This window comes from Pseudomonas sp. FP198 (assembly GCF_030687895.1).
Classification (GTDB): Bacteria; Pseudomonadota; Gammaproteobacteria; order Pseudomonadales; family Pseudomonadaceae; genus Aquipseudomonas.
The window spans coordinates 4022501-4044674 of the sequence record NZ_CP117452.1 but is presented as its reverse complement, the minus strand read 5'-3'; the positions used below and the strand labels follow the sequence as shown (position 1 = coordinate 4044674).

Genomic DNA, 22174 nt, shown 5'->3' with positions numbered 1-22174 from the left:
TGGAATTACTCTGCGGTATGAGCGGCATTGGCGCAGGCGGGTTTGCCGGCAGCGTATTTGAGACTGGGATCGACCAGCGCGTCGAAACGCTTGAGCGCTTCGGAGCCGATGAGCAACGGGTATTGGAAGGCGCTACGGTCGGTCAGGTTCACTTCGATGCTGCGCAGGGCCGAGCCCATGCAGATATCCAGTTCGATGACCGGCCGGGCCGTGTATTTCTTGCCTTCTTCCGGGTCGTAGTCACCGGCGCGGCGCTTGATCTTGCTGACCCGGGCCAGCGGGCGTTCGATGGGGTGCGAATGGGCCGCGTCGATGGCCAGGTAGAAACGCACCCAGGATTCGCCGTTGCGCTTGAAACGCTTGATGTCACGGGCGCTGAGGGAGGCGGTCTTGGCACCGGTGTCGAGCTTGGCGGCGACCTCCAGGTCAATGCCCTGCAGGGCTGCGTATTCGTTGAGGCCGTACACGGTTTTTTCACCCGCCGCGGCAATCCCTGGCAGGCAGATAAAGCATAGGGCGGCAGATAAGGGCTTGAGTGTCATAGATCCTGGTGCGCAGCGTTCCGTTTTTCGGTTCAGGCCCTGGCATTACTGCACAAGCTCCCTAGGTTGCCTTCTCTATATAGGGAGAGCGGCAATTGCGGCGGCATTCTAGCACGGTGGTTTTCTGACGCCACCGCTGGCCGGAGGCTACGACACTTCGAAACGACGGGTTATGTCTGGGACCGTTATTAGACGATTGTCGACAATATCTATTTTTGTTTTGACGTTCAGGGCTTCAGCGGGTAGTTTTTGCCGTATTGATTTTCAAGGTGTCGACAATATGCTCGATCAGCTCGAAACGCCGGTCCTCGTCCAGGAAGATGCCGAGACGTTGTCCGAGAACGTCTTCCGGCGTATCCAGGCCGCCATCGTCAAGGGTGAAATCGCCCCCGGCAGCAAGATCTCCGAGCCCGAGCTGGCCCGCACCTACGGCATCAGTCGCGGGCCGCTGCGCGAGGCGATCCATCGCCTGGAAGGCCAGCGGCTGCTGGTGCGCATTCCCCATGTTGGCGCGCGGGTGGTCTCGCTGAGCCATGCCGAGCTGCTGGAACTCTACGAAATTCGCGAATCCCTGGAGGGCATGGCCTGTCGCCTTGCGGCGGAGCGCATGAGCCAAGAGGAAATCGACGAACTGCGTCGGGTCCTGGAAACCCACGAGCGCGATGCGGCGTTCCAGGCCGGCGTCGGTTATTACCAGCAGGAAGGCGATTTCGACTTTCACTACCGGATCATCCAGGGCAGCGGCAATCGCACCCTCACGCAAATGCTCTGCGGCGAGCTGTATCAACTGGTGCGCATGTACCGCATCCAGTTTTCCACCACGCCGAACCGTCCGCGCCAGGCTTTTGCCGAGCACCACCGGATTCTCGATGCCATCGCCGACCGTGACGGCGAACTGGCCGAATTATTGATGCGCCGGCACATCGGCGCCTCCAAACGCAACATTGCGCGTCATTTCCAGGACAGCGCCGCCACTCAACGAGGTGAGTCATGAGTTCCAGCAAGAGCACGCCAGGCCAGCGTTTTCGCGATGCGGTCGCCGCCGAGCATCCATTGCAAGTGGTCGGCACCATCAACGCCAACCATGCGTTGCTGGCCAAGCGCGCCGGCTTCAAGGCGATCTACCTGTCGGGCGGCGGCGTGGCGGCCGGTTCCCTCGGCGTGCCGGACCTGGGCATAACCGGCCTGGATGACGTGCTCACCGATGTGCGCCGCATCACCGACGTGTGCGACCTGCCGCTGCTGGTGGACGTGGACACCGGCTTCGGCTCCTCGGCGTTCAATGTGGCGCGCACGGTCAAGTCGATGAGCAAGTTCGGCGCGGCGGCGATTCACATCGAGGACCAGGTCGGCGCCAAGCGTTGCGGCCATCGTCCGAACAAGGAAATCGTCTCGCAACAGGAAATGGTCGATCGCATCAAGGCTGCCGTCGACGCCCGCACCGACGACAGTTTTGTGATCATGGCGCGTACCGATGCGTTGGCAGTGGAGGGCCTGGAGTCGGCCCTGGACCGCGCCGCCGCGTGCATCGAGGCCGGTGCCGACATGATTTTCCCGGAGGCGATCACTGAACTCGAGATGTACAAGCTGTTCGCCAGCCGCGTGAAAGCGCCGATCCTGGCCAACATCACCGAATTCGGCGCGACCCCGCTCTACACCACCGAACAACTCGCCGGGGCCGACGTGTCCCTGGTGCTGTATCCGCTGTCGGCGTTCCGGGCGATGAACAAGGCCGCCGAAAATGTCTACACCGCCATCCGTCGCGATGGTACGCAGCAGAACGTAATCGACACCATGCAGACCCGCATGGAGCTTTACGATCGCATCGACTACCACACCTTCGAGCAGAAGCTCGACGCGTTGTTCGCCGCGAAAAAGTAAGGCGCGACTCCCTACAAATTCAAGAAAATGGAGACAGCAACATGGCCGAAGCAAAAGTACTCAGTGGCGCCGGGCTCCGTGGCCAGGTGGCCGGACAAACCGCCTTGTCCACCGTGGGCCAGTCAGGCGCCGGGCTGACCTATCGCGGCTACGACGTTCGCGACCTGGCGGCTGACGCGCAATTCGAAGAGGTGGCCTACCTGCTGCTGTACGGCGAGCTGCCGACCCAGGCTCAGTTGGACGCTTATACGGGCAAACTGCGCCAGTTGCGCGACCTGCCCCAAGCCTTGAAAGAAGTGCTGGAACGCATTCCCGCCGACGCCCATCCGATGGATGTGATGCGCACGGGCTGCTCGTTCCTCGGCAACCTGGAGCCCGAGCAGGATTTCTCCCAACAGCACGACAAGACTGATCGTCTGCTGGCGGCGTTCCCGGCGATCATGTGCTACTGGTATCGCTTCAGCCACGAAGGCCAGCGCATCGAATGCGTAACCGACGAAGTCTCCATTGGCGGCCACTTCCTGCATCTGCTGCACGGCAAAAAGCCGAGCGAGCTGCACGTCAAGGTCATGAACGTGTCGCTGATCCTCTACGCCGAGCATGAGTTCAACGCCTCGACCTTTACCGCGCGGGTTTGTGCTTCGACATTGTCCGACCTGTTCTCCTGTATCACCGCTGCCATCGGCTCGCTGCGCGGCCCGTTGCACGGCGGCGCCAACGAGGCGGCGATGGAAATGATCGAGCGCTTCAGCTCGCCGCAAGAAGCCATCGAGGGGACCCTCGGCATGCTCGCGCGCAAGGACAAGATCATGGGCTTCGGCCATGCCATCTATAAGGACAACGACCCGCGCAACGAGGTGATCAAGGGCTGGTCGAAAAAGCTCGCCGATGAAGTCGGCGACACGGTGCTGTTCCCGGTTTCCGAAGCTATCGACAAGACCATGTGGGAGCAGAAGAAACTGTTCCCCAACGCCGATTTCTACCATGCCTCGGCGTACCACTTCATGGGCATCCCGACCAAGCTGTTCACGCCGATCTTCGTCTGCTCGCGCCTGACCGGCTGGGCCGCCCATGTGTTCGAACAACGCGCCAACAACCGCATCATCCGACCGAGCGCCGAGTACACCGGCGTCGAACAGCGCAAGTTCGTGCCAATCGAACAACGCTGAGCTGGAGGGCGCCAGCCGCCGGAACTGGATAGTCCCAAAACCCTGTGGGAGCGAGCTTGCTCGCGATTGCGCACTGACATTCAACATTGATGTCGACGGATACACCGCTATCGCGAGCAAGCTCGCTCCCACAGTGGCCGGGGGCTTCAAGGCCAGCGCAAGCCCTCCTGAAACCACCGTGACCCGAGTCCTGACGATGAACACAGAATTTCGCAAACCGCTGCCCGGCACTTCGCTGGATTACTTCGACGTTCGCGCAGCCGTGGAGGCCATCCGCCCCGGCGCTTATGACGGTCTGCCGTACACCTCCCGCGTGCTGGCGGAGAACCTCGTGCGCCGCTGCGATCCGGCGACGCTGCGCGAATCGCTGCTGCAACTGATCGAGCGCAAGCGCGACCTGGATTTCCCCTGGTTCCCGGCGCGCGTGGTCTGCCATGACATCCTCGGCCAGACCGCACTGGTTGACCTGGCCGGCCTGCGCGACGCCATTGCCCTGCAAGGCGGCGACCCGGCGCAGGTCAATCCGGTGGTGCCGACCCAGCTGATCGTCGACCACTCGCTGGCGGTAGAGAGCGCCGGTTTTGATCCGCAGGCGTTCGCCAAGAACCGCGCCATCGAAGACCGCCGCAACGAAGACCGCTTCCACTTCATCAACTGGACCAAGAAGGCCTTCAAGAACGTCGATGTGATCCCGCCGGGCAACGGGATCATGCATCAGATCAACCTGGAAAAAATGTCTCCCGTCATCCAGCAGCGTGACGGCGTGGCGTTCCCCGACACTTGCGTAGGCACCGACAGCCACACGCCTCACGTCGATGCCCTGGGTGTGATCGCGATCGGTGTCGGTGGCCTGGAAGCGGAAAGCGTCATGCTCGGTCGCGCCTCGTGGATGCGCCTGCCGGAAATCATCGGCGTCGAGCTGACCGGCAAGTTGCAACCGGGCATCACCGCCACCGACATGGTGCTGGCGCTGACCGAATTCCTGCGCAAGCAGAAAGTCGTTGGGGCCTGGCTGGAGTTCTTCGGCGAAGGCGCCCGCGCCCTGACCCTGGGGGATCGCGCGACGATCTCCAACATGGCCCCGGAATACGGCGCCACGGCAGCAATGTTCCATATCGATCAGCAGACGATCGAGTACCTGAAACTCACCGGCCGCGAAGACCAGCAAGTGCAGTTGGTCGAACATTACGCCAAGACCACCGGCCTCTGGGCTGATAGCCTGGAAAGCGCGTTATATGAGCGCGGTCTGACCTTCGACCTGTCCTCGGTGGTGCGGAACATGGCCGGTCCGAGCAACCCGCACGCCCGTGTCGCGGTGTCCGATCTGGCCGCCAAAGGCATTTCCGGCCAGTGGGACGATGTGCCCGGGCAGATGCCCGACGGCGCGGTGATCATCGCGGCGATCACCAGTTGCACCAACACCAGCAACCCGCGCAACGTGATCGCCGCTGGTTTGCTGGCGCGCAACGCCAATCGCCTGGGCCTGGCGCGCAAGCCGTGGGTCAAGTCATCCCTCGCACCGGGCTCGAAAACCGTCGCGTTGTACCTGGATGAGGCGGGCCTGACGGCTGAACTTGAGCAACTGGGTTTTGGCGTGGTCGCGTTCGCCTGTACCACCTGCAACGGCATGTCCGGCGCGCTGGACCCGGTGATCCAGCAGGAAATCATCGACCGTGACCTGTACGCCACCGCCGTCTTGTCGGGTAACCGCAACTTCGACGGGCGTATTCACCCGTACGCCAAGCAGGCGTTCCTGGCCTCGCCGCCATTGGTGGTGGCTTATGCCATCGCCGGGACCATCCGTTTCGACATCGAGAAGGATGTGCTGGGTGTGGTGGACGGTCAGGAAATCCGCCTCAAGGACATCTGGCCGAGCGACGAGGAGATCGACGCGGTGGTCAAGGCTTCGGTGAAACCCGAGCAGTTCCGCCAGGTGTACATTCCGATGTTCGCCATCCAGGAAGACACCGGGCCGAAAGTCACGCCGCTATACGACTGGCGCCCGCAAAGCACCTATATCCGCCGTCCGCCGTATTGGGAAGGCGCATTGGCCGGTGCGCGGCCGCTCAAGGGCATGCGTCCGTTGGCGGTGCTGCCGGACAACATCACCACCGATCACCTGTCGCCGTCCAACGCCATCATGCTCGACAGCGCCGCGGGTGAATACCTGGCGAAAATGGGCCTGCCGGAAGAAGACTTCAACTCCTACGCGACCCATCGCGGCGATCACTTGACCGCCCAGCGCGCGACCTTCGCCAACCCGAAACTGTTCAACGAAATGGTCCAGGAAAACGGCAAGGTCAAGCAGGGCTCCCTGGCTCGGGTCGAACCGGAAGGCAAGGTCATGCGCATGTGGGAAGCCATCGAAACCTACATGGAGCGCAAGCAGCCGTTGATCATCATCGCTGGCGCCGACTACGGCCAGGGTTCGTCCCGGGACTGGGCGGCCAAGGGCGTGCGCCTGGCCGGTGTCGAGGCGATCGTCGCCGAAGGGTTCGAGCGCATCCACCGCACCAACCTGGTGGGCATGGGCGTGTTGCCGCTGGAGTTCAAACCCGGCACGGATCGCATGACCCTTGGCATCGATGGCAGCGAAGTCTATGACGTGATCGGCGAGCGCACCCCGCGGGCGACGCTGACTCTGGTCATCACGCGCAAGAATGGTGAACGCGTCGAAGTGCCGGTGACTTGCCGCCTCGATACCGCCGAGGAAGTGTCGATCTATGAAGCCGGGGGCGTGCTACAACGCTTCGCCCAGGATTTCCTTGAATCGGCGATTGCCGTTTAAATCGCTCGGGTGGCCTGTTTTCCGGCCACCTTTTTTTCAGGAGTTGGAGCACATGGCTCACTCGCCTCAAATCAAGATCCCCGCGACCTATATGCGTGGCGGCACCAGCAAAGGCGTGTTCTTCAGCCTGCAAGACCTGCCCGAAGCGGCACGCGTTCCCGGCCCGGCCCGGGATGCGCTGCTGCTGCGGGTGATCGGTAGCCCCGATCCATACGAAAAGCAGATCGATGGCATGGGCGGCGCGACGTCCAGCACCAGCAAGACGGTGATCCTGTCCAAGAGTACCCGGGCCGATCACGACGTCGATTACCTGTTCGGCCAGGTGTCCATCGACAAGCCGTTCGTGGACTGGAGCGGCAACTGCGGCAACCTGTCGGCGGCGGTGGGGGCGTTTGCCATCGGTAGCGGTCTGGTGGATGCCAGCCGTATCCCGCAGAACGGTACGGCCGTGGTGCGGATATGGCAGGCGAACATCGGCAAGACCATCATCGCCCATATACCGATCACCGACGGCGCGGTGCAGGAAACCGGTGACTTCGAACTCGACGGCGTGACTTTTCCGGCCGCTGAAGTGCAGCTGGAGTTCATGGACCCGGCGGCCGAGGAAGAGGGCGGCGGTGGTTCGATGTTTCCTACCGGCAACCTGGTGGACGACCTGGAAGTGCCCGGTGTCGGCAAGCTCAAGGCGACGCTGATCAACGCAGGCATTCCAACAATATTCATCAATGCCCGGGATGTCGGCTACACCGGCACCGAATTGCAGGGCGCCATCAACGGCGATCCCAAGGCGCTGGCAATGTTTGAAACGATTCGTGCCCATGGCGCGTTGCGCATGGGCCTGATCAAGCACCTGGACGAAGCTGCCCAGCGCCAGCATACGCCGAAAGTGGCGTTTGTCGCGCCGCCGGCGGACTACCTTTCATCCAGCGGTAAAACCGTGGCGGCAGGTGACGTCGACTTATTGGTTCGGGCGTTGTCCATGGGCAAGCTGCACCACGCCATGATGGGCACCGCCGCCGTTGCTATCGGCACTGCCGCGGCGATTTCCGGCACCCTGGTCAACCTCGCGGCCGGTGGCGTCGAACGTAACGCGGTGCGCTTCGGTCACCCGTCCGGCACCTTGCGCGTCGGCGCCGAGGCGAGCGTAGTCAATGGCGAATGGACCGTGAAAAAAGCCATCATGAGCCGCAGCGCGCGGGTGTTGATGGAAGGGTTTGTGCGGGTGCCGGGGGATGTTTTCTAACTCGTTGCTTGAGAAATAACACAAAACCTGTGGGAGCGAGCCTGCTCGCGAAAGCGGTGTGTCAGCTGGCATTGATGTTGGACGTGCCGGCGCCTTCGCGAGCAGGCTCGCTCCCACAAGGGTTTTCCAGCGGGCCCGGAATCCAGGTCCGCCCTCAATCAAAGTGTGGGAGCGAGCTTGCTCGCGATGGCGGTGTGTCAGCTGGCATCAAAGTCAGATGTGCTGGCGTCATCGCGAGCAAGCTCGCTCCCACAAGGTTTTCCAGCGGGCCCGAAATCCAGGTCCGCCTTCAATTAAAATGTGGGAGCGAGCCTGCTCGCGAAAGCGGTGTGTCAGCTGGCATCGATGTTGGATGTGCCGACGCCTTCGCGAGCAGGCTCGCTCCCACAAGGGTTTTCCAGCGGGCCCGGAATCCAGGTCCGCCCTCAACCAAAATGTGGGAGCGAGCCTGCTCGCGAAAGCGGTGTGTCAGCTGGCATCGATGTTGGATGTGCCGGCGCCTTCGCGAGCAAGCTCGCTCCCACAAGGGATTTTCAGCAGGTCCGGGATCCGGCGGGCGCCCCCGATCAGAGTGTAGGAGCGAGCCTGCTCGCGAAAGCGGTGTGCCAGCTGGCATTGATGTTGGATGTGCCGACGCCTTCGCGAGCAGGCTCGCTCCCACAGGGGATGGCTGTCAGCCTTTCGTCAGTGCGGTGACGACCAGCCCCACGTTGTTTTCCAGCTCTGCCACCGGATCGGCGCCGTCGGTGCTCAGTACCAGCAATTGGCTACCGCTCTCGGCGATGGCCGCTTTCACAGCTTCCGGCGGCTGTCGGTGATGCAGCACCAGCGCGACATCGTTCTCCTTGAGCGTGGCTGTCAGCTGCTTCAGGGCTTCGGCTGTCCATTCGGCGTCGGGGCGGGCATCGGTGCTGATGCCATCCAGGTTCAATCCGCTGATCAGGTAACCCAAGTGCTCGCTCAGGCTGACCACGCTCAGGTTGTCCGCGCTGGCGAGGCGCTTTTCGCCGTCGGCGCTGAGCTTGAGCAGGCGCTGCTTGAGTACCGCCAGGTTGGCATCGATTTTCGGTTTGTCCGCCGGGACGAGGCGCACCAGATCAGCAGCGATCACGTCGGCCATCCGCCCCAGATTGTGGCTGGCCATCCATGGCTGGCTCGCCAGGCCGTCGGTCATGCCCGGTTGTATGGCGATGCCGGGCAGGGCGCCGTCAACCGGGCGAGCAGCGTCGATTTCAACGATACGGATATTGCTGCGTCGGGCCATGGGGTACAGCGGATCGTCCGGCCAGAGCGAACGCAGCCCGATCACCGCGTCAGACTCGCCGGCCAGCTTGCTCAGGGCCGGGGCGCCACGGCCACTGAAATAGGCGCTTTGCCGGGTGCCGGGAAGATTGTCCGGGGCGGCCCGGGCCAGGCTGACGTCGGTGCCCTTGAGCAAGGCCTCGCCCAACCCGTAGGTGACGGGCAGCGAGGCCAGCAGTTGGATCTTTTCGGCGGCCATCGACGAGGTGATCACTGCGCCGCCGAGGACTAGAGCCAAGGCCAATTGTCGTAATGAAAAAACCATTTATCCAAGATTCCCTTTCAGATGGGGGACGACGCCACGGGCGACGGCGCTCAAGGCGAAGGCGATGCCGGCCACCAGAATGATCGCGGCACCGGACGGGATCGGCAGGTCGAAAACGATCGGCGCGAGGATCCCGCATAAAGTACTGACGGTTGCGATCAGCACCGAACACCAGAAAAAACCTTTCAACGATTGGCTGAGCAAACGCGCGGCCGCGGCCGGAATCACCAGCAACGCACCCACCAGGATCGCGCCGATGACTTTCACCGCCGCCACAGTGATCAGCGTCACCAGGACCACGAACAGATAGTCCAGCGTCTTGACCGCTACCCCGCGTACCGCTGCCAGCTGCGGGTTGAAGCTGGCGAGCATGATCCGGTTGTACAGCGGCAGCGCCAGCGCCATCACCAGCGAGCCGACTACCGCCAGCACCGCCAGATCATTGCCATTGACCGTCAGCACCGAGCCGAACAGCACGTTTTCCAGGATGTGCACGTTGATCTTGCCCGCCAGGATCAGCAGCAGGCTCGCGCCCAAGGCCAGGGACACCGAGAGGAAGACGCCGATCAACGTGTCCGGGGCCAGGCCGGTGCGGTTGCGCAGGTAATTGAGGAGGATGCCGAACAGCAGGCAGTAGCCGAACAGGCTGCCGTAGGGCCCGGTGTAGGGTTCGCCGAGCAGGATGCCGACGGCCACGCCGGTCAGCGCCGCATGGCCCACCGCTTCGGAGAAAAACGCAAAGCGCTTGACCACCACCAGCGTGCCGAGGCCGCCCAGTACCGGGCCGATCAACAGCCCGGCCAGCAAGGCGTTGACCACAAAACCATAGGCCAGTGCCTCGGGCAGGTAACCGGAGGAGGCCCAACCCTGGACCATCAGGCGGAAGGCTTCATAACTCATCAGGCGGCGCTCCCGTTGGCACGTGGATGGGTCGAATACAGCGTCAACAGCCGTTCCGGGGTCAGGGTCTGGCGCGGCGGGCCGTCGAACAACACCCGTCGATTCAACCCGGTGACGCGATCGGCCAGACGCCCGACGGCTTCCAGGTCGTGTTCGATCCAGAGCACGGTAATGCCGGCCTGGCGCCAATCCTGCAGCAAGCGTTCGAATACCTGGATGCCGGCCTCGTCCAAAGCCGACATGGGTTCATCCAGTACCAGCAGTTGCGGCGGCGGGATCAACCCCTGGGCCAGCAATACCCGCTGACGCTCGCCGCCGGACAGCGCGCCCATGCGTCGCTTGCGCTTGTCCTGCATGCCGACCCGCTCGAGGGCCTGACCGATGGCGCCAGCATAATGCTTGCTCAAACCGAGGAAGGCCGGGCGCCGCTGACACATGGCCGCCATGAAGTCGTCCACCGTCATGGGCAGGCCCCGGTCGAATTCCAGCGCCTGGGGCACGTAGCCGATGACGCCGGGTTCGCCCGGCCATTGCAGGCTCAAGCGCCCCTGGTGCGGCATCTGTCCAAGCAAGGTCTTGATCAGCGAACTCTTGCCGCCGCCGTTGGGGCCGACGAGTGCATGGATGCTGCCGGCTTGTACCTGAAAGGCCACGTTGTCGAGAATCGCGGTGCGCCCAAGATTCAGGCTGATGTCGGCGAACTCGATCATCGGGCCGGCGTGTTGCTGGATGAGGGGTTCCTGAGCCGTCATGCGCCGGACTCCTGGATCGCCCGGACCACGGTGTCGAGGTTGCCGGTCATTTCCTTTTCGTATTTCTCGGCGCTGTAGTCGCCGTAGGAAATGTGCGACAGCGGGTACAGCTTCACCCCTGATTCACGCTGGATGGTGTCGACGTAGGTGGATGGGAAATCCATCTCCGAGAAGATCACCTTCACGTCCAGCTCACGCAGCTGGTCGATGGTCTTTTTCAACTGGCTGGGGCTTGGCTCGATGCCATGGGCCGGCTCGACCACGGCAGTCACTTCCAGGCCGAATTCGCGCAGCAGGTAATCGTAGGCGGCGTGTACCGTGGCGACCCGCAGCTCGGCGTTCGGCGCCTGGGTCAGCTTGGCCAGGGCGGCGGCGCGCATCTGCCGCAGGCGCTTGCCGTAGGCCCGGGCGTTCTGCGTATAGGTCTTGGCGTTGTCCGGGTCGAGCTTGCCCAGTTCCCGGGCGATGTTGTTGACCTGGGCAATGGAGGCGCTGATGGACAGGAACGTATGCGGATTGACGACTTTGCCCGCGCCCCGCGCCGCGGTGCCGGTGGCGGCGAGCAACGGGACGTTCTCGTTGGCCTCGATCACCTTCACGTCCGGGGTTTCGCTGGCGGCGATCATGCGGTCGGCGAAATCGTCGTGGCCCACGCCGTTGAGCACGATCACATCGAGCCCGCCGATGCGCTTGATGTCCTCGGCGCGGGGTTCATAGGCGTGAGGGTTGAAGCCGGCCGGGATCAACGGCACCACCTCGGCCTTGTCGCCGACGATGTTGGCCACGTAGCTGTAATAAGGGTGCAGGGTGATGCCGATGCGCAGGCGCTTGGCCGCTTCGGCGCTGGCCATGGGAGTGAACAGGCAGGCGAGCAGGCCGATCAGCAGCAGGCGCAGCAAGGGGCGGCGTGAAGGTGCAGTAGACATGGGCAAGCGGTCTTCTCTGGAGTGAAGGCGTGGGTCAATGCCGATGCTGGCGGGTTACGCCAGCGTCGAATTGCGCGACGATCTGTTGCCAGCCGGCAGCGGACAAAGCGGCGTCGTCCAACGTGGCAGGGGTGGTTGGAGGGTTGCTGCGGTTGAGCCAGATGTCCGGGGACGCGTCGGGCACTTCGCTGATGCGCATCAGAAAGGAGCCTGCGACGGACGGATTGGCGCTCGCGCCGAAGTAGGCTCGCGCCTCCAGCAATTGCCAGGCATGGCTGCCGCGGCTGACGGAACTGGCGTCTTGGGCGAACGGGGCGAAGCCTTCATCGGCCAGGGCTTGCGGGCCGGGGAGGGCCTGCTCGCTCTCGCGCAGGATCCGGATCTCATCCAGTGTCACCCGCAGGTCGGCATAAATGCCTTGCTCGGCTGCGCTGAGGTCGCGACGTGCGTCCAGCTGATGGGCGTCCAGGTGGGCAACATCCCGGGTTTCCCCATGCCAGGCCACGACCGAACCGGCGCCCAGCAGGATAATCAGGCACAGCAACAACACATACAGGGTTTCATGGCCGGCACCGGCGGGGCGGATGACCTGGGTGGTGGGTGCGCTCATGGGGCCTCGATGTCGGCTTGGTCGATTTCCACGACGTGGCCGGGGCCGGCGTCAAAAAGTACGTAGAACTCGGCGTTGGGTTTCTTGAAGATCAACGTCGAGTCGGCGCCGAGCTTGCCAGGAACCAGGATGGTTTCGTCGTAGCCGATCACGTCCAGCGTCACTCCGGGGGCGCCGCTGCCGTCGGAAAAACCGCCAGTACACTGGATCTGTTCAGCGTCGATAGCCTTGCATTCGCACATCGGGTTGTGGGCCAGGGCGCTGGTGCTCAAGCCTGCGCAGAGCAGCAGCGCCAGGCTGTTGAAAGAGGCGCGGAGGTTCATGGTCGGGCTCCTTGGGATTGCAACCAGGCGACGGTGGCCGGGGAGGCCTGGCTCAGGGGGATGGAAGCTTGATGCATAGAGCCGTCCCAGCCTTCGAGGGTGATCCACAGTTCGGCGTCTGGCTGGGTCTTTTTCGGCACCGGCAACAAGGCGCCCATGCGATAGGGCGAGCCGAAGAAAATCACCCCGGCGGCCCGCAGGCTGCGGGGCTTGCCAATGCGCAGATAGGTGGCTTTAACCTCGCTGATGCAGCGCTGGCACAGGGCGGCGTTGAAGTGTTTCATCGGCCCGGCGGGGCCCTGGGTACGTGGCGCTTCGTTGCGAAACTCCGCCAGGCGCAAGCTCCAGGGACCCACCTGGACTTCGCCGACTTCCCGTTCGCCAAGCCCGCCGTCGCCTCGGAACAACGCGGCCTCCGACAGGTACTTGGGCATGAAACCCAGGGGAATCAGCAGCAACAGCACGTTGATATGGAAGCGCCATTTATGCCAGAACTGGCCCAGGCGTGACGGTGACGTTGTTGTGGTGGACGGGTTCACAGGCTGCCCTCCGGTGAGTCACGGTGCAGCGAAGGCTGCAGTTGGGGCGTGGTCTGGGCTGGCCGCGCGGGTTTCTGATTGCGCTTGAGGGCGTTGGCGGTCGCCAGGGCCGTGCGTTTGGTCCAGATCAGCAGACCGCTGAGGACCATCATGCTCAGGACCAGACCGAAGAAGAACCAGATGAGCTTGATCCAGAGGCCACCGAAATCTCCGGTGTGCAGCGGGCGCATGGATTCGGTCACGAATTCCAGCGCCGTGCGGTCCGACAACAAGCGGGAAGCGTCGACATCACCGTTGTAGGGATTGATGGTCGCCGTCTGGAACATCAGCGGATACCAGCCGCGTCCGCCGACTTCCAGATGGCTGTAGGCATTGCCCGGCAGACTGACGAAACTTGCTTCCAGGCCCGGGATCCGCTGCTGGGCAATTTCAATGGCACGGTCCAGGTTCAGTTGCGGCGGAGGCGTACCACCCGTCGACAGCGGAACGTTTTCACGGGCCACCACCGGGACGACCGGAGCACTGGAGATGGAAATGCCGTTATCGAACAACGTGGCTTCGATCAGGAACCAGGTGCCGGTAATGGAAATGACGGCAATGAACCAGATTGACCAGATGCCGCTGAGCCGGTGGAAATCGCCCCAGAAAATACGGGCCCCGTGGCGAATACGCAGGGTCGGGCTGAAAAATCCTTTCCAGAAACGTTTATAGACAACCAGCCCGGTCACCAACGACGCGAGCATCGGCAGGCCGAGGAAGGACACCAGGTACCAGCCCCAGCTGTAGCCGTTGGTGAACGGCACCAGCCACCAGCCATGCAATGCACGGGTGAACCCCCTGAAGTTGAATGCCGGTGCCGAGCCCTGGATGACGCCGCTGTAGGGGTTGACGTACACCGTGTCAGGTCGACCGTCGGGGTAGGTGACCTTGACCTCCAGGGCGAAGTGCGACTCGTCCGGACGCACAATGTTTTGCACCTGGGTCAGGGGCTGGGCTTGCTTGATGGCGGCAACGACCTGGTCGTAGCTGAGCAACGGCGCATCATCGGCGGGCTTGCTGGCGCGCATTTCCGGATTGACCAGCCAGACGATCTCCTGGCTGACCACCGCCAGGGTACCGGTGACGCAAACGATCAGAACGAAAAACCAGATGGGCAACGCCAGCCAGCTGTGAACCAGGAACCAGAGTTTGGAGCGGGACTTCTTCGACATGATTGAGCGTCTTGATTCGATGAAAGGTTCCGTGTCGCGGGCTTCGCAACACCATGAACCCTGGAAAAGCCGGCCGTGGCTTTTGCCGACGCGGCCTGCTGCATCTAATTAAGACGAACGAGCAGCCGGAATCCTGAAAGGGAAGATGAAAGAAAATGTTTCGCGTTCTCGAACAGGCACTCGGTCCTCTCGTGGCGAGGGAACTCGCTCCCGCTGGGTCGCGCAGCGGCCCCAAGCATCTTCCACGCAACCACGGCGGGACTCATAGGCCGACGAACGTCTCAGGGTTCCAGCAGATGCGCCCCTGGCCCACGCTTGCCGAGCACATCACCCTGGTTGCGCAGCGGGCAATGTTCCATCGACAGGCAGCCGCAGCCAATGCAACCGTTGAGCCGGTCTCGCAATGCGATCAGTTGGTTGATCCGCTCGTCCAGGTTCCGGCTCCACTGCGCTGACAGGGTCTTCCAGTCGGCCGCCGTGGGCGCACGGTTGTCCGGCAGGTTTTTCAGCGCCTCGCCAATTTCCGCCAGAGGTATACCCAGGCGCTGGGCGACTTTGATCAGCGCCACGCGCCGCAGGACTTCCCGAGGGTAACGACGTTGGTTGCCCGGGTTGCGCGTGCTTTTGATCAGGCCCTTGGTTTCATAGAAGTGCAGCGCGGTGACCGCCACGCCGCTGCGGGCGGCCACCTGGCCGACGGTCAGTTCCTTGTGAATGTTGATGGACGTTGTCACCTGAATCACCGCTTGACCTTGACTTAACTGGAGGTTTTACCCTGCAGGCCTTCGGATCGCAAGATCCGCCTTACCTGAACGGGGGACTCTTCATGCAATCGCCAAGTGGTCATCGCAGCTTCACGCAGTTGATCGAATTCGACATCGAGCCTCAGTGGCAGCAGACGCTGGTCAACGCCCTGTCAGCGCAGACCGAGCGCCTGGCTCGTGATCATTCGGGTTTCCTCAATGCCAGTATCCAGGTCAGCGAGGACGGGCGTCGGGTGCTTAATTACCTACAATGGCAAACCCGCGAAGCGGGTGAAGCGGCGTTCCGCAGCGTTGAGAATGGTGAGGAGAATTTCTGGCAGTTCATCCAGACACATCGGGCCAAAGCGGTGACGTTTGGCTCGTTCCAGGTGCTGCGCAACATCGAGCGCAGCCTCGACGATGCGTTGCATTGCCCCTTGGTCAACCAAGCGCAACGGGAGATCCGAGAGGGCGATACCCACTATCAAAAGCGTTGATTTCTGCCGCTAGGTGCCGGCGGGTAGCCTTTGTTCATCGCCCAACTGAACATCGGACACCCGCCATGAATCGTATCCTTGCTGTCTTGTTGCTGTTGACTGTCACCGTATTGAGCGGTTGCGCTTCGTCGTCCCCGGAGCTGCGTCCTTACACCGCCGAGGAATCCCGTGAGCTGGCCCTCGAAGCCTTGAATCGCCGGGGGCTTTCGTATGATGAATATCATGCGAAGAAAGCCGAATTGCTCGGTCCTTCGCAGAAAAACGTCGGCTTCGACGAGCGCGGCGAGATGAGCGCCGAGCAGACAGTCCAGGCACCGGGCCGGTCGAGCTGAGACTGTACCGCCAGAAGTTTTGCCTAACTGTCCATGGGTTTGCGCCGGGACGTGGGGTAGGGTCAACTCCCGACTGCCCCGACGGATTGACCTGCCATGACCCTCTCGCTTGACCTGCTGCTGGGCTTCGCCCTGTTTGCCCTGGTGACCTCGATAACGCCCGGCCCCAACAACACCATGTTGCTGGCCTCGGGTGTGAATTTCGGCTTCAACCGGACCATCCCGCACATGCTCGGCATCACTTGCGGCTTCTTTTCCCTGGTCCTGGCGGTGGGCCTTGGGCTGGGCGCGGTGTTCCAGACATATCCGCTGCTCTACACCGTGCTGCGCTACGTCGGTGCGGCATATTTGATATACCTGGCCTGGAAAATCGCCCATTCCGGTCCTGTCTCGGACGGTGGCGCGAGTGAGAACAAGCCGATCAGCTACTGGGGCGCAGCAGCGTTCCAATGGGTCAACCCAAAGGCCTGGATCATGGCCATCGGCGCTATCAGCACCTACACGCCTCTGCAGGGATACTTTTTCAATGTGGTGGTGATCGCGGCGGTGTTTGCGTTGATCAACCTGCCTAGCGTCAGCCTGTGGGTAGTCTGTGGCAGCCTGCTGCGCAACTTGTTGCAGGATCGCCGCTGGTTGCGTGTCTTCAACTGGGGCATGGCGCTGCTGTTGGTCGCGTCGCTGTATCCGTTGTTGCTCGAAAGCGTGAGTTAAGGGCTGAGCTTCAACGCGATGCCTGCTAAGCTCGCTGTTTCAGGAGCGTTCCTACGCACTTTTAAATGAAGTCCGACTTCTTTTAAGGTCTTGATCAGTTAAAGCTATGTCTCGAACCCAACGAGGGCATCTGGTCTTGGAACAGATTCTGCGAGCTTCCTTATGAATAAGCGTCCTTTGTATTTTGATTACGCCGCCACCACCCCGGTGGACGAGCGCGTGATCCAGGTCATGGTCCAATGCCTGGGTTTCGACGGTAACTTCGGTAACCCGGCCTCCAGCTCCCATGCCTTCGGCCAGGAGGCCCGGCGCTCGGTGGAGCTGGCGCGCCAGCAGGTGGCTCGGTTGGTGGGGGCTCAAGCCGGACAAATCGTCTGGACTTCCGGCGCCACCGAATCCAATAACCTGGCCCTCAAGGGCGTGGCCCAGGCGCGTGAAGCGCGTGGCGGCCACGTCATTACCAGCCTGATCGAACACAAGGCCGTTCTCGATACGGTCAGGCAGCTCGAGGAAAGTGGCGTCGCGGTAACCTGGCTGGCGCCGGACGCCGATGGCCTGATCAACCCGCAAGCGGTTCGCGAGGCGCTGCGCGAAGACACCTTCCTGGTGTCGCTGATGCTGGTCAATAACGAGTTGGGCACCGTCAATGACGCCATCGCCATTGGCGAGATCGTTCGAGAGCATGGCGCGTTGTTTCATATGGACGCGGCCCAGGGTGCGGGAAAAGTGAGCATCGACCTGGCCCGGTGGCCGGTGGACCTGATGTCATTTTCCGCACACAAGATCTACGGCCCCAAGGGGATCGGCGCACTTTACGTCGGTGATCGCGCGCGCCCGCGGCTGTCGGCCCAGATCCATGGCGGCGGTCATGAAGGTGGCTTGCGCTCCGGGACCTTGGCGACCCATCAGATTGCCGCGATGGGCGCGGCATTCGAGCTGGCGGCGCAGTCCTTTGATGAAGAGCTCGCCGCCATCGACCGACTGCGCAATCGTTTGCTTGAACCTTTGCTGGCCTTGCCCGGTGTGTGTATGAATGGCAGTGCCAACTGTCGCATTCCCCATACGGTGAGCCTGACGTTCAACGAAGGTGAGTTCAACCCGGCGACGCTGGGCGCATCGATGGCATTCTCCGCGACCTCGGCTTGCAACTCGGCGCAAAACACCCCATCCCACGTGTTGCTCGCCCTTGGGCATGATGCACGCGCGGCCGGGCGGACCATTCGTTTGAGCCTGGGCCGCTTTACCAGCGAACAGGATATTGATGAGGCGGTGCGATTGATCAAGGCCGCCTGTGTTGCCGCGCCGGCCTTCTGGGCGGCAACCCCCTGAGCCGAACGCATTCGGCATCGAACAATAAAATTGATTAGCAGGAGTGATGATGAGTACCCAGCCTTCGATCCCAGGACAGGTTCCCCAGCGCCTGGCCCGAATTCGCCAATTGATGAGCCAGGAGGGCATCCATGCGCTGTTGGTGCCTTCCGCCGACCCGCATCTTTCGGAGTATCTGCCCGGGTACTGGCAAGGGCGCCAATGGTTGTCCGGGTTCCACGGCTCGGTCGGTACATTGATCGTGACCGCGGATTTCGCCGGGGTCTGGGCGGACAGTCGTTACTGGGAACAAGCCACCTGGGAGCTGGAAGGCAGCGGCATCGAGCTGGTCAAACTCATCCCCGGAAAGCCCGGGCCGTTGGAGTGGCTGGCCGAAAATACGCCTGAAGGGGGAGCAGTAGCGGTCGACGGGGCGGTCATGGCAGTGGCATCGGCGCGGACCCTGAGCAGCAAGTTGCAAGAGCGTGGCGCACGGTTGCGTACCGACATCGATCTGCTCGCACAAGCCTGGACCGATCGTCCGAGCCTGCCGGATCAACCGGTCTACGCCCATTTGCCGCCGCAAGCCACGACCAGCCGTGTCGAAAAAATCGCCCAGTTGCGCGAAGCCCTGAAGGAGCGTGCTGCGGATTGGCATTTCATCGCCACCCTGGACGATATCGCCTGGCTGTTCAACCTGCGCGGCGCGGATGTGTCATTCAATCCGGTATTCGTATCCTTTGCCCTGATCAGCCAGCAACAGGCGACGTTGTTTGTGGATTCGAACAAGGTCGACGCTGCGCTGCGTTCTGTTCTTGAGCAAGACGGCGTAACGCTGCGCGACTACAGCGAAGTGGCCACTGCGTTGCGTGAAGTGCCGAGCGGCGCGAGCCTGCAGGTCGATCCGGCCCGGGTCACGGTCGGTTTGCTGGACAATCTGGACAGCGGCGTGAAACTCGTCGAAGGCCTCAATCCCACAACACTGGCCAAATCGCGCAAAAGCCCGGCTGATGCCGAGCACATCCGTCGAGCCATGGAGCAGGACGGCGCGGCGCTCTGCGAATTTTTTGCCTGGCTGGAAAGTGCCTGGGGCCATGAGCGCATCACTGAACTGACCATCGATGAGCACCTGATAGCAGCGCGCAAGCGCCGGCCGGAGTTCGTCTCCTTGAGCTTCAATACCATCGCGGCGTTTAATGCCAATGGCGCGATGCCTCATTATCATTCCACCGAAGAGGCGCACGCGGTCATTGAGGGCGATGGCTTGCTGTTGATCGATTCGGGCGGCCAGTACCTTGGCGGTACCACCGATATCACCCGCATGGTGCCGGTCGGGACACCAACGTCGGAGCAGAAGCGTGACTGTACCCGCGTGCTCAAAGGCGTGATTGCCTTGTCCAGGGCCAAATTCCCCAAGGGCATTCTGTCGCCTCTGCTGGATGCCATCGCCCGGGCGCCGATCTGGGCTGAACAGGTGGATTACGGTCATGGCACCGGCCACGGTGTCGGCTACTTCCTCAACGTCCACGAAGGCCCGCAAGTCATTGCCTATCAGGCTGCCGCCGCACCCCAGACCGCCATGCAGCCGGGCATGATCACCTCCATCGAGCCGGGTACTTATCGCCCGGGTCGCTGGGGTGTTCGTATCGAGAACCTGGTGTTGAACCGTGAGGCGGGCAGCAGCGAGTTCGGCGAATTCCTCGCATTCGAAACCCTGACGCTGTGCCCGATCGACACCCGCTGCCTGGAGCCGTCGTTGCTGACCCAGGACGAGAAGGACTGGCTCAACGCCTATCACGGCGAGGTTCAACGTCGCTTGAGTCCGCTGCTCGATGGCGCTGCGCTGCAATGGCTGAACACTCGGACAGCGGCAATCTGAAGCATAGGGTCAGCCGAGGGCTTCACGGACGAAGTCCAGGCGATCCTGGCCAAAGAACATCTCGTTGCCGACAAACATGCTCGGCGCACCGAACACACCTCGGCGCACGGCCTCTTCGGTTGTGTTCCTCAGTGTTTCCTTGACCTGCTCGTCGGCTGTAAGGGCAAGCACATAGGCAGGGTCGAAACCGCCTTCGTCCAGCACGGCCGCGACTGTTGCCGGGTCGTTGAGGTTGCGGGCATTCACCCAGAGCGCCCGGAACAGATAGCTCGTGAAAGTCTCGAAACGATCCGGATGACGCAGTTGCATGCCCGTGATGGCGCGCATCAATAGCAATGTGTTTATTGGAAAATGCGGGTTGAGCTTGAAGTCGACACCGTAGCGCTTGGCGAAACGGTTCAAGTCCTGGAACAGATAAGGCCCCTTGGCCGGCACGGTAACGGGCGACGCGTTGCCCGTGGCCTTGAATACGCCGCCCAAGAGCATGGGGCGGTAGATGAGCTCGCTATGGGTTTCGGCGCAGAGCGCGGGCAATTGGGTATAGGCCAGGTAGGTGGTCGGGCTGCCCAGGTCGAAAAAAAACTCGACGGATCTGTTCATGGCTTCGCTTCTCTTATTGTTGTGCGGGAGACTTACCAACGTTCGTTCCAGGGGCGCAGATCCAGTTCGAAGGTCCAGGCATCCCGCGGCTGGGTATGCAGGTACCAATAGTTTTCGGCGATGTGCTCCGGGTCGAGGATGCCGTCTTCAGCTCTGGTTGCGTATTTTTCCGGGAAATTATTGCGGATGAAGTCGGTGTCGATGGCGCCATCCACCACCACATGCGCTACATGAATATTCATCGGCCCCAATTCTCGCGCCATACTCTGAGCCAAGGCCCGGATGCCATGTTTGGCCCCCGCAAATGCGGCGAACCCTGATGCACCGCGCAAGCCTGCCGTGGCGCCGGTAAACAGGATCGTGCCGCGCTGACGTTTGACCATGCGCCTGGCCACTTCTCGAGCATTGAGGAAACCTGAAAAGCAGGCCATTTCCCAAATCTTGAAATACTTGCGGGCCGTCTCTTCGAGAATGCTGCAAGGCACGTTGGCGCCGATGTTGAATACGAAGGCTTCGATCGGGCCTACCTGCTCCTCGATTTGCTCGATCAGTGCGATCACATCATCTTCCTTGCGTGCGTCGCAGGCAAAACCGTGGGCTTCACCGCCCTGGGTACGGATTTCGTCGACCAATGCTTCAAGCTTTTCAGCGTTGCGGCGAGTCACGCAGGCCACGAAGCCTTCCCGAGCGAAACGCCGGGCTATCGCGCCACCAGTAGCATCGCCAGCTCCCACTACCAGTACAACCTTCTTGTTATTCATAATTGGCCTCATTGGTAAACGGTCGTTAGCTAAACGGACGTTATGCTAAGATTCGCCGAGCGTCAAGATGAGCATCCAGAGGCAAGCACATGCGTTATTCAGCCAATCACAAGATGGAAACCCGAGAGAAACTGCTGACCAGCAGTGCCATGTCGGCCAAGAAATCAGGATTTTCGACGGTTGGGGTAGATGGCCTGATGAAGGCGATCGGTCTTAGCGGTGGGGCGTTCTACAGCCATTTCTCATCCAAGGATGAGCTTTTCAAGGCGATCGTCGAGCGCGAGTTGAGCCAAAGCCTGGAGCGCTTGAGTGGCAAAGGCGTGATGGACTCGATGAAACTGGAGCGTTGCCTCAAGCAGTACCTGAGCATGAGCCATGTCGAGCAACCCGAGGCTGGTTGCGCCTTGCCGGTTCTGGGGGCTGAGATTGCGCGTTCGGATATGTCGGTGCGTGAGGCCGCGCAAGCCTGGATCTGCCGCCTGCACGAAAGCTGGGCGCGGATACTCGAGAGCGATAGCCTGGCTTGGGCGATCCTGTCTCAATGCGTGGGTGCGCTGGTTGTTGCGCGAATGCTGGCAGCGCCTGAGCTCCAGCAGGAGGTTCTCAGCTCCAGCCATGACGAGATCAGCCGTCGCCTGGCCGAACGACAGTCCAACTGAACCGCCTATTTGCAGATGACGATCATGCTGCGGCTGGTGTATCCGGCTGGATTGAGCCCGAAAGGATAATCTCCAGGCTCCTCAACGGCGTCACCTGATTTGGCAATGATTTTGTAACTTTTGGGCGCGCATGAGTTGGCGGCGCTGGCCCTGCACTGGTCCCAGGAAGAGGACAGGCCAGAGCAGTTGATATGCAGGCCTTTTTTTCCGCGTTTGACTTCAGTTTTCGACGT

24 protein-coding genes (1 of these 24 only partly in view) are annotated in these 22174 nt (G+C 61.8%); 11 read left to right on the top strand and 13 right to left on the bottom strand.

All coding sequences use genetic code 11. The annotated features are described in order from the left end of the window. Window positions 1-5: 5 nt before the first annotated feature. On the bottom strand, window positions 6-542 hold the full coding sequence (locus tag PSH78_RS18280) for an ATP-dependent zinc protease (protein WP_305495987.1): 537 nt from the start codon (window positions 540-542) through the stop codon (window positions 6-8). Between the two features lie 280 nt (window positions 543-822). Between PSH78_RS18280 and PSH78_RS18275 the strand changes: the two genes are divergently transcribed. The 5 genes from PSH78_RS18275 (at window position 823) to prpF (ending at window position 7623) form a co-directional block, all read left to right on the top strand. Then, the gene (locus PSH78_RS18275) at window positions 823-1536 is read left to right on the top strand and encodes a GntR family transcriptional regulator (protein ID WP_305495986.1); all 714 of its coding nucleotides are present in this window, start codon (window positions 823-825) and stop codon (window positions 1534-1536) included. Then, window positions 1533-2423, top strand: coding sequence for a methylisocitrate lyase (prpB, locus tag PSH78_RS18270; RefSeq protein WP_305495985.1), 891 nt, complete (start codon window positions 1533-1535; stop codon window positions 2421-2423). The genes PSH78_RS18275 and prpB overlap by 4 nt, the downstream gene beginning before the upstream one ends. 41 nt (window positions 2424-2464) lie before the next feature. Further along, window positions 2465-3592 (top strand): 2-methylcitrate synthase, encoded by a 1128-nt coding sequence (prpC, locus tag PSH78_RS18265; protein ID WP_305495984.1) that lies wholly within the window; start codon window positions 2465-2467, stop codon window positions 3590-3592. 196 nt (window positions 3593-3788) lie between these two features. Then, on the top strand, window positions 3789-6380 hold the full coding sequence (acnD, locus tag PSH78_RS18260; RefSeq protein WP_305495983.1) for a Fe/S-dependent 2-methylisocitrate dehydratase AcnD: 2592 nt from the start codon (window positions 3789-3791) through the stop codon (window positions 6378-6380). A 52-nt stretch (window positions 6381-6432) separates the two neighbouring features. Next, on the top strand, window positions 6433-7623 hold the full coding sequence (gene prpF / locus PSH78_RS18255) for a 2-methylaconitate cis-trans isomerase PrpF (protein ID WP_305495982.1): 1191 nt from the start codon (window positions 6433-6435) through the stop codon (window positions 7621-7623). Between the two features lie 673 nt (window positions 7624-8296). Here the strand turns inward: prpF and PSH78_RS18250 are convergent. From PSH78_RS18250 to soxR, 9 genes are all read right to left on the bottom strand, one after another. Beyond that, window positions 8297-9190, bottom strand: coding sequence for a metal ABC transporter solute-binding protein, Zn/Mn family (locus tag PSH78_RS18250; RefSeq protein ID WP_305495981.1), 894 nt, complete (start codon window positions 9188-9190; stop codon window positions 8297-8299). Then, window positions 9191-10090 carry a metal ABC transporter permease gene (locus tag PSH78_RS18245; RefSeq protein WP_305495980.1) on the bottom strand — a complete coding sequence of 300 codons (900 nt, stop codon included), beginning with the start codon at window positions 10088-10090 and terminating at the stop codon, window positions 9191-9193. Next, window positions 10090-10842 (bottom strand): metal ABC transporter ATP-binding protein, encoded by a 753-nt coding sequence (locus PSH78_RS18240; RefSeq protein WP_305495979.1) that lies wholly within the window; start codon window positions 10840-10842, stop codon window positions 10090-10092. Before PSH78_RS18240 ends, PSH78_RS18245 begins: the two co-directional genes overlap by 1 nt. Further along, window positions 10839-11768 (bottom strand): metal ABC transporter substrate-binding protein, encoded by a 930-nt coding sequence (locus PSH78_RS18235; RefSeq protein WP_305495978.1) that lies wholly within the window; start codon window positions 11766-11768, stop codon window positions 10839-10841. The genes PSH78_RS18240 and PSH78_RS18235 overlap by 4 nt, the downstream gene beginning before the upstream one ends. Window positions 11769-11802: 34 nt before the next feature. Continuing rightward, window positions 11803-12378 (bottom strand): DUF6162 family protein, encoded by a 576-nt coding sequence (locus PSH78_RS18230; protein WP_305495977.1) that lies wholly within the window; start codon window positions 12376-12378, stop codon window positions 11803-11805. Beyond that, window positions 12375-12701, bottom strand: coding sequence for a hypothetical protein (locus PSH78_RS18225; RefSeq protein ID WP_305495976.1), 327 nt, complete (start codon window positions 12699-12701; stop codon window positions 12375-12377). The genes PSH78_RS18230 and PSH78_RS18225 overlap by 4 nt, the downstream gene beginning before the upstream one ends. Beyond that, window positions 12698-13240, bottom strand: coding sequence for a thiamine pyrophosphate-binding protein (locus PSH78_RS18220; protein ID WP_305495975.1), 543 nt, complete (start codon window positions 13238-13240; stop codon window positions 12698-12700). Before PSH78_RS18220 ends, PSH78_RS18225 begins: the two co-directional genes overlap by 4 nt. Then, window positions 13237-14451 carry a PepSY domain-containing protein gene (locus PSH78_RS18215; RefSeq protein WP_305495974.1) on the bottom strand — a complete coding sequence of 405 codons (1215 nt, stop codon included), beginning with the start codon at window positions 14449-14451 and terminating at the stop codon, window positions 13237-13239. The genes PSH78_RS18220 and PSH78_RS18215 overlap by 4 nt, the downstream gene beginning before the upstream one ends. Before the next feature lie 281 nt (window positions 14452-14732). Next, complete coding sequence (gene soxR / locus PSH78_RS18210) at window positions 14733-15185, bottom strand: redox-sensitive transcriptional activator SoxR (protein WP_305495973.1); 453 nt, start codon at window positions 15183-15185, stop codon at window positions 14733-14735. A gap of 92 nt (window positions 15186-15277) precedes the next feature. Between soxR and PSH78_RS18205 the strand changes: the two genes are divergently transcribed. The 5 genes from PSH78_RS18205 to PSH78_RS18185 all read left to right on the top strand — a co-directional run bounded on the left by PSH78_RS18205 (window position 15278) and on the right by PSH78_RS18185 (window position 19921). Continuing rightward, on the top strand, window positions 15278-15691 hold the full coding sequence (locus PSH78_RS18205; protein WP_305495972.1) for an antibiotic biosynthesis monooxygenase: 414 nt from the start codon (window positions 15278-15280) through the stop codon (window positions 15689-15691). A gap of 65 nt (window positions 15692-15756) precedes the next feature. Next, entirely contained in the window at window positions 15757-16023 is a 267-nt protein-coding gene (locus PSH78_RS18200) for a hypothetical protein (RefSeq protein WP_305495971.1), read from the top strand. 96 nt (window positions 16024-16119) lie between these two features. Next, window positions 16120-16734 (top strand): LysE family translocator, encoded by a 615-nt coding sequence (locus tag PSH78_RS18195; protein WP_305495970.1) that lies wholly within the window; start codon window positions 16120-16122, stop codon window positions 16732-16734. A 162-nt stretch (window positions 16735-16896) separates the two neighbouring features. Continuing rightward, the gene (locus tag PSH78_RS18190) at window positions 16897-18063 is read left to right on the top strand and encodes a cysteine desulfurase family protein (protein WP_305495969.1); all 1167 of its coding nucleotides are present in this window, start codon (window positions 16897-16899) and stop codon (window positions 18061-18063) included. Window positions 18064-18112: 49 nt separating this feature from the next. Beyond that, a complete protein-coding gene (locus PSH78_RS18185; protein ID WP_305495968.1) occupies window positions 18113-19921 on the top strand; it encodes an aminopeptidase P family protein in 1809 nt (602 codons plus the stop codon). Window positions 19922-19930: 9 nt separating this feature from the next. Here the strand turns inward: PSH78_RS18185 and PSH78_RS18180 are convergent, their stop codons facing one another. Continuing rightward, entirely contained in the window at window positions 19931-20521 is a 591-nt protein-coding gene (locus PSH78_RS18180; protein ID WP_305495967.1) for a 2-hydroxychromene-2-carboxylate isomerase, read from the bottom strand. 32 nt (window positions 20522-20553) lie between these two features. Then, window positions 20554-21282, bottom strand: a complete 729-nt coding sequence (locus tag PSH78_RS18175) for an SDR family oxidoreductase (protein WP_305495965.1) — start codon at window positions 21280-21282, stop codon at window positions 20554-20556. Window positions 21283-21371: 89 nt separating this feature from the next. Here PSH78_RS18175 and PSH78_RS18170 point away from each other — a divergent pair, with 89 nt between their 5' ends. After that, the gene (locus PSH78_RS18170) at window positions 21372-21941 is read left to right on the top strand and encodes a TetR/AcrR family transcriptional regulator (RefSeq protein ID WP_305495964.1); all 570 of its coding nucleotides are present in this window, start codon (window positions 21372-21374) and stop codon (window positions 21939-21941) included. 5 nt (window positions 21942-21946) lie between these two features. Here PSH78_RS18170 and PSH78_RS18165 read toward each other — a convergent pair whose 3' ends face one another. Then, on the bottom strand, window positions 21947-22174 hold the 3' portion of the coding sequence (locus PSH78_RS18165) for a hypothetical protein (RefSeq protein ID WP_305495963.1). Its footprint extends 54 nt past the window's final position; 228 of the gene's 282 nt are visible here — the last part of the coding sequence; its start codon lies beyond the right edge, outside the window; the stop codon is at window positions 21947-21949.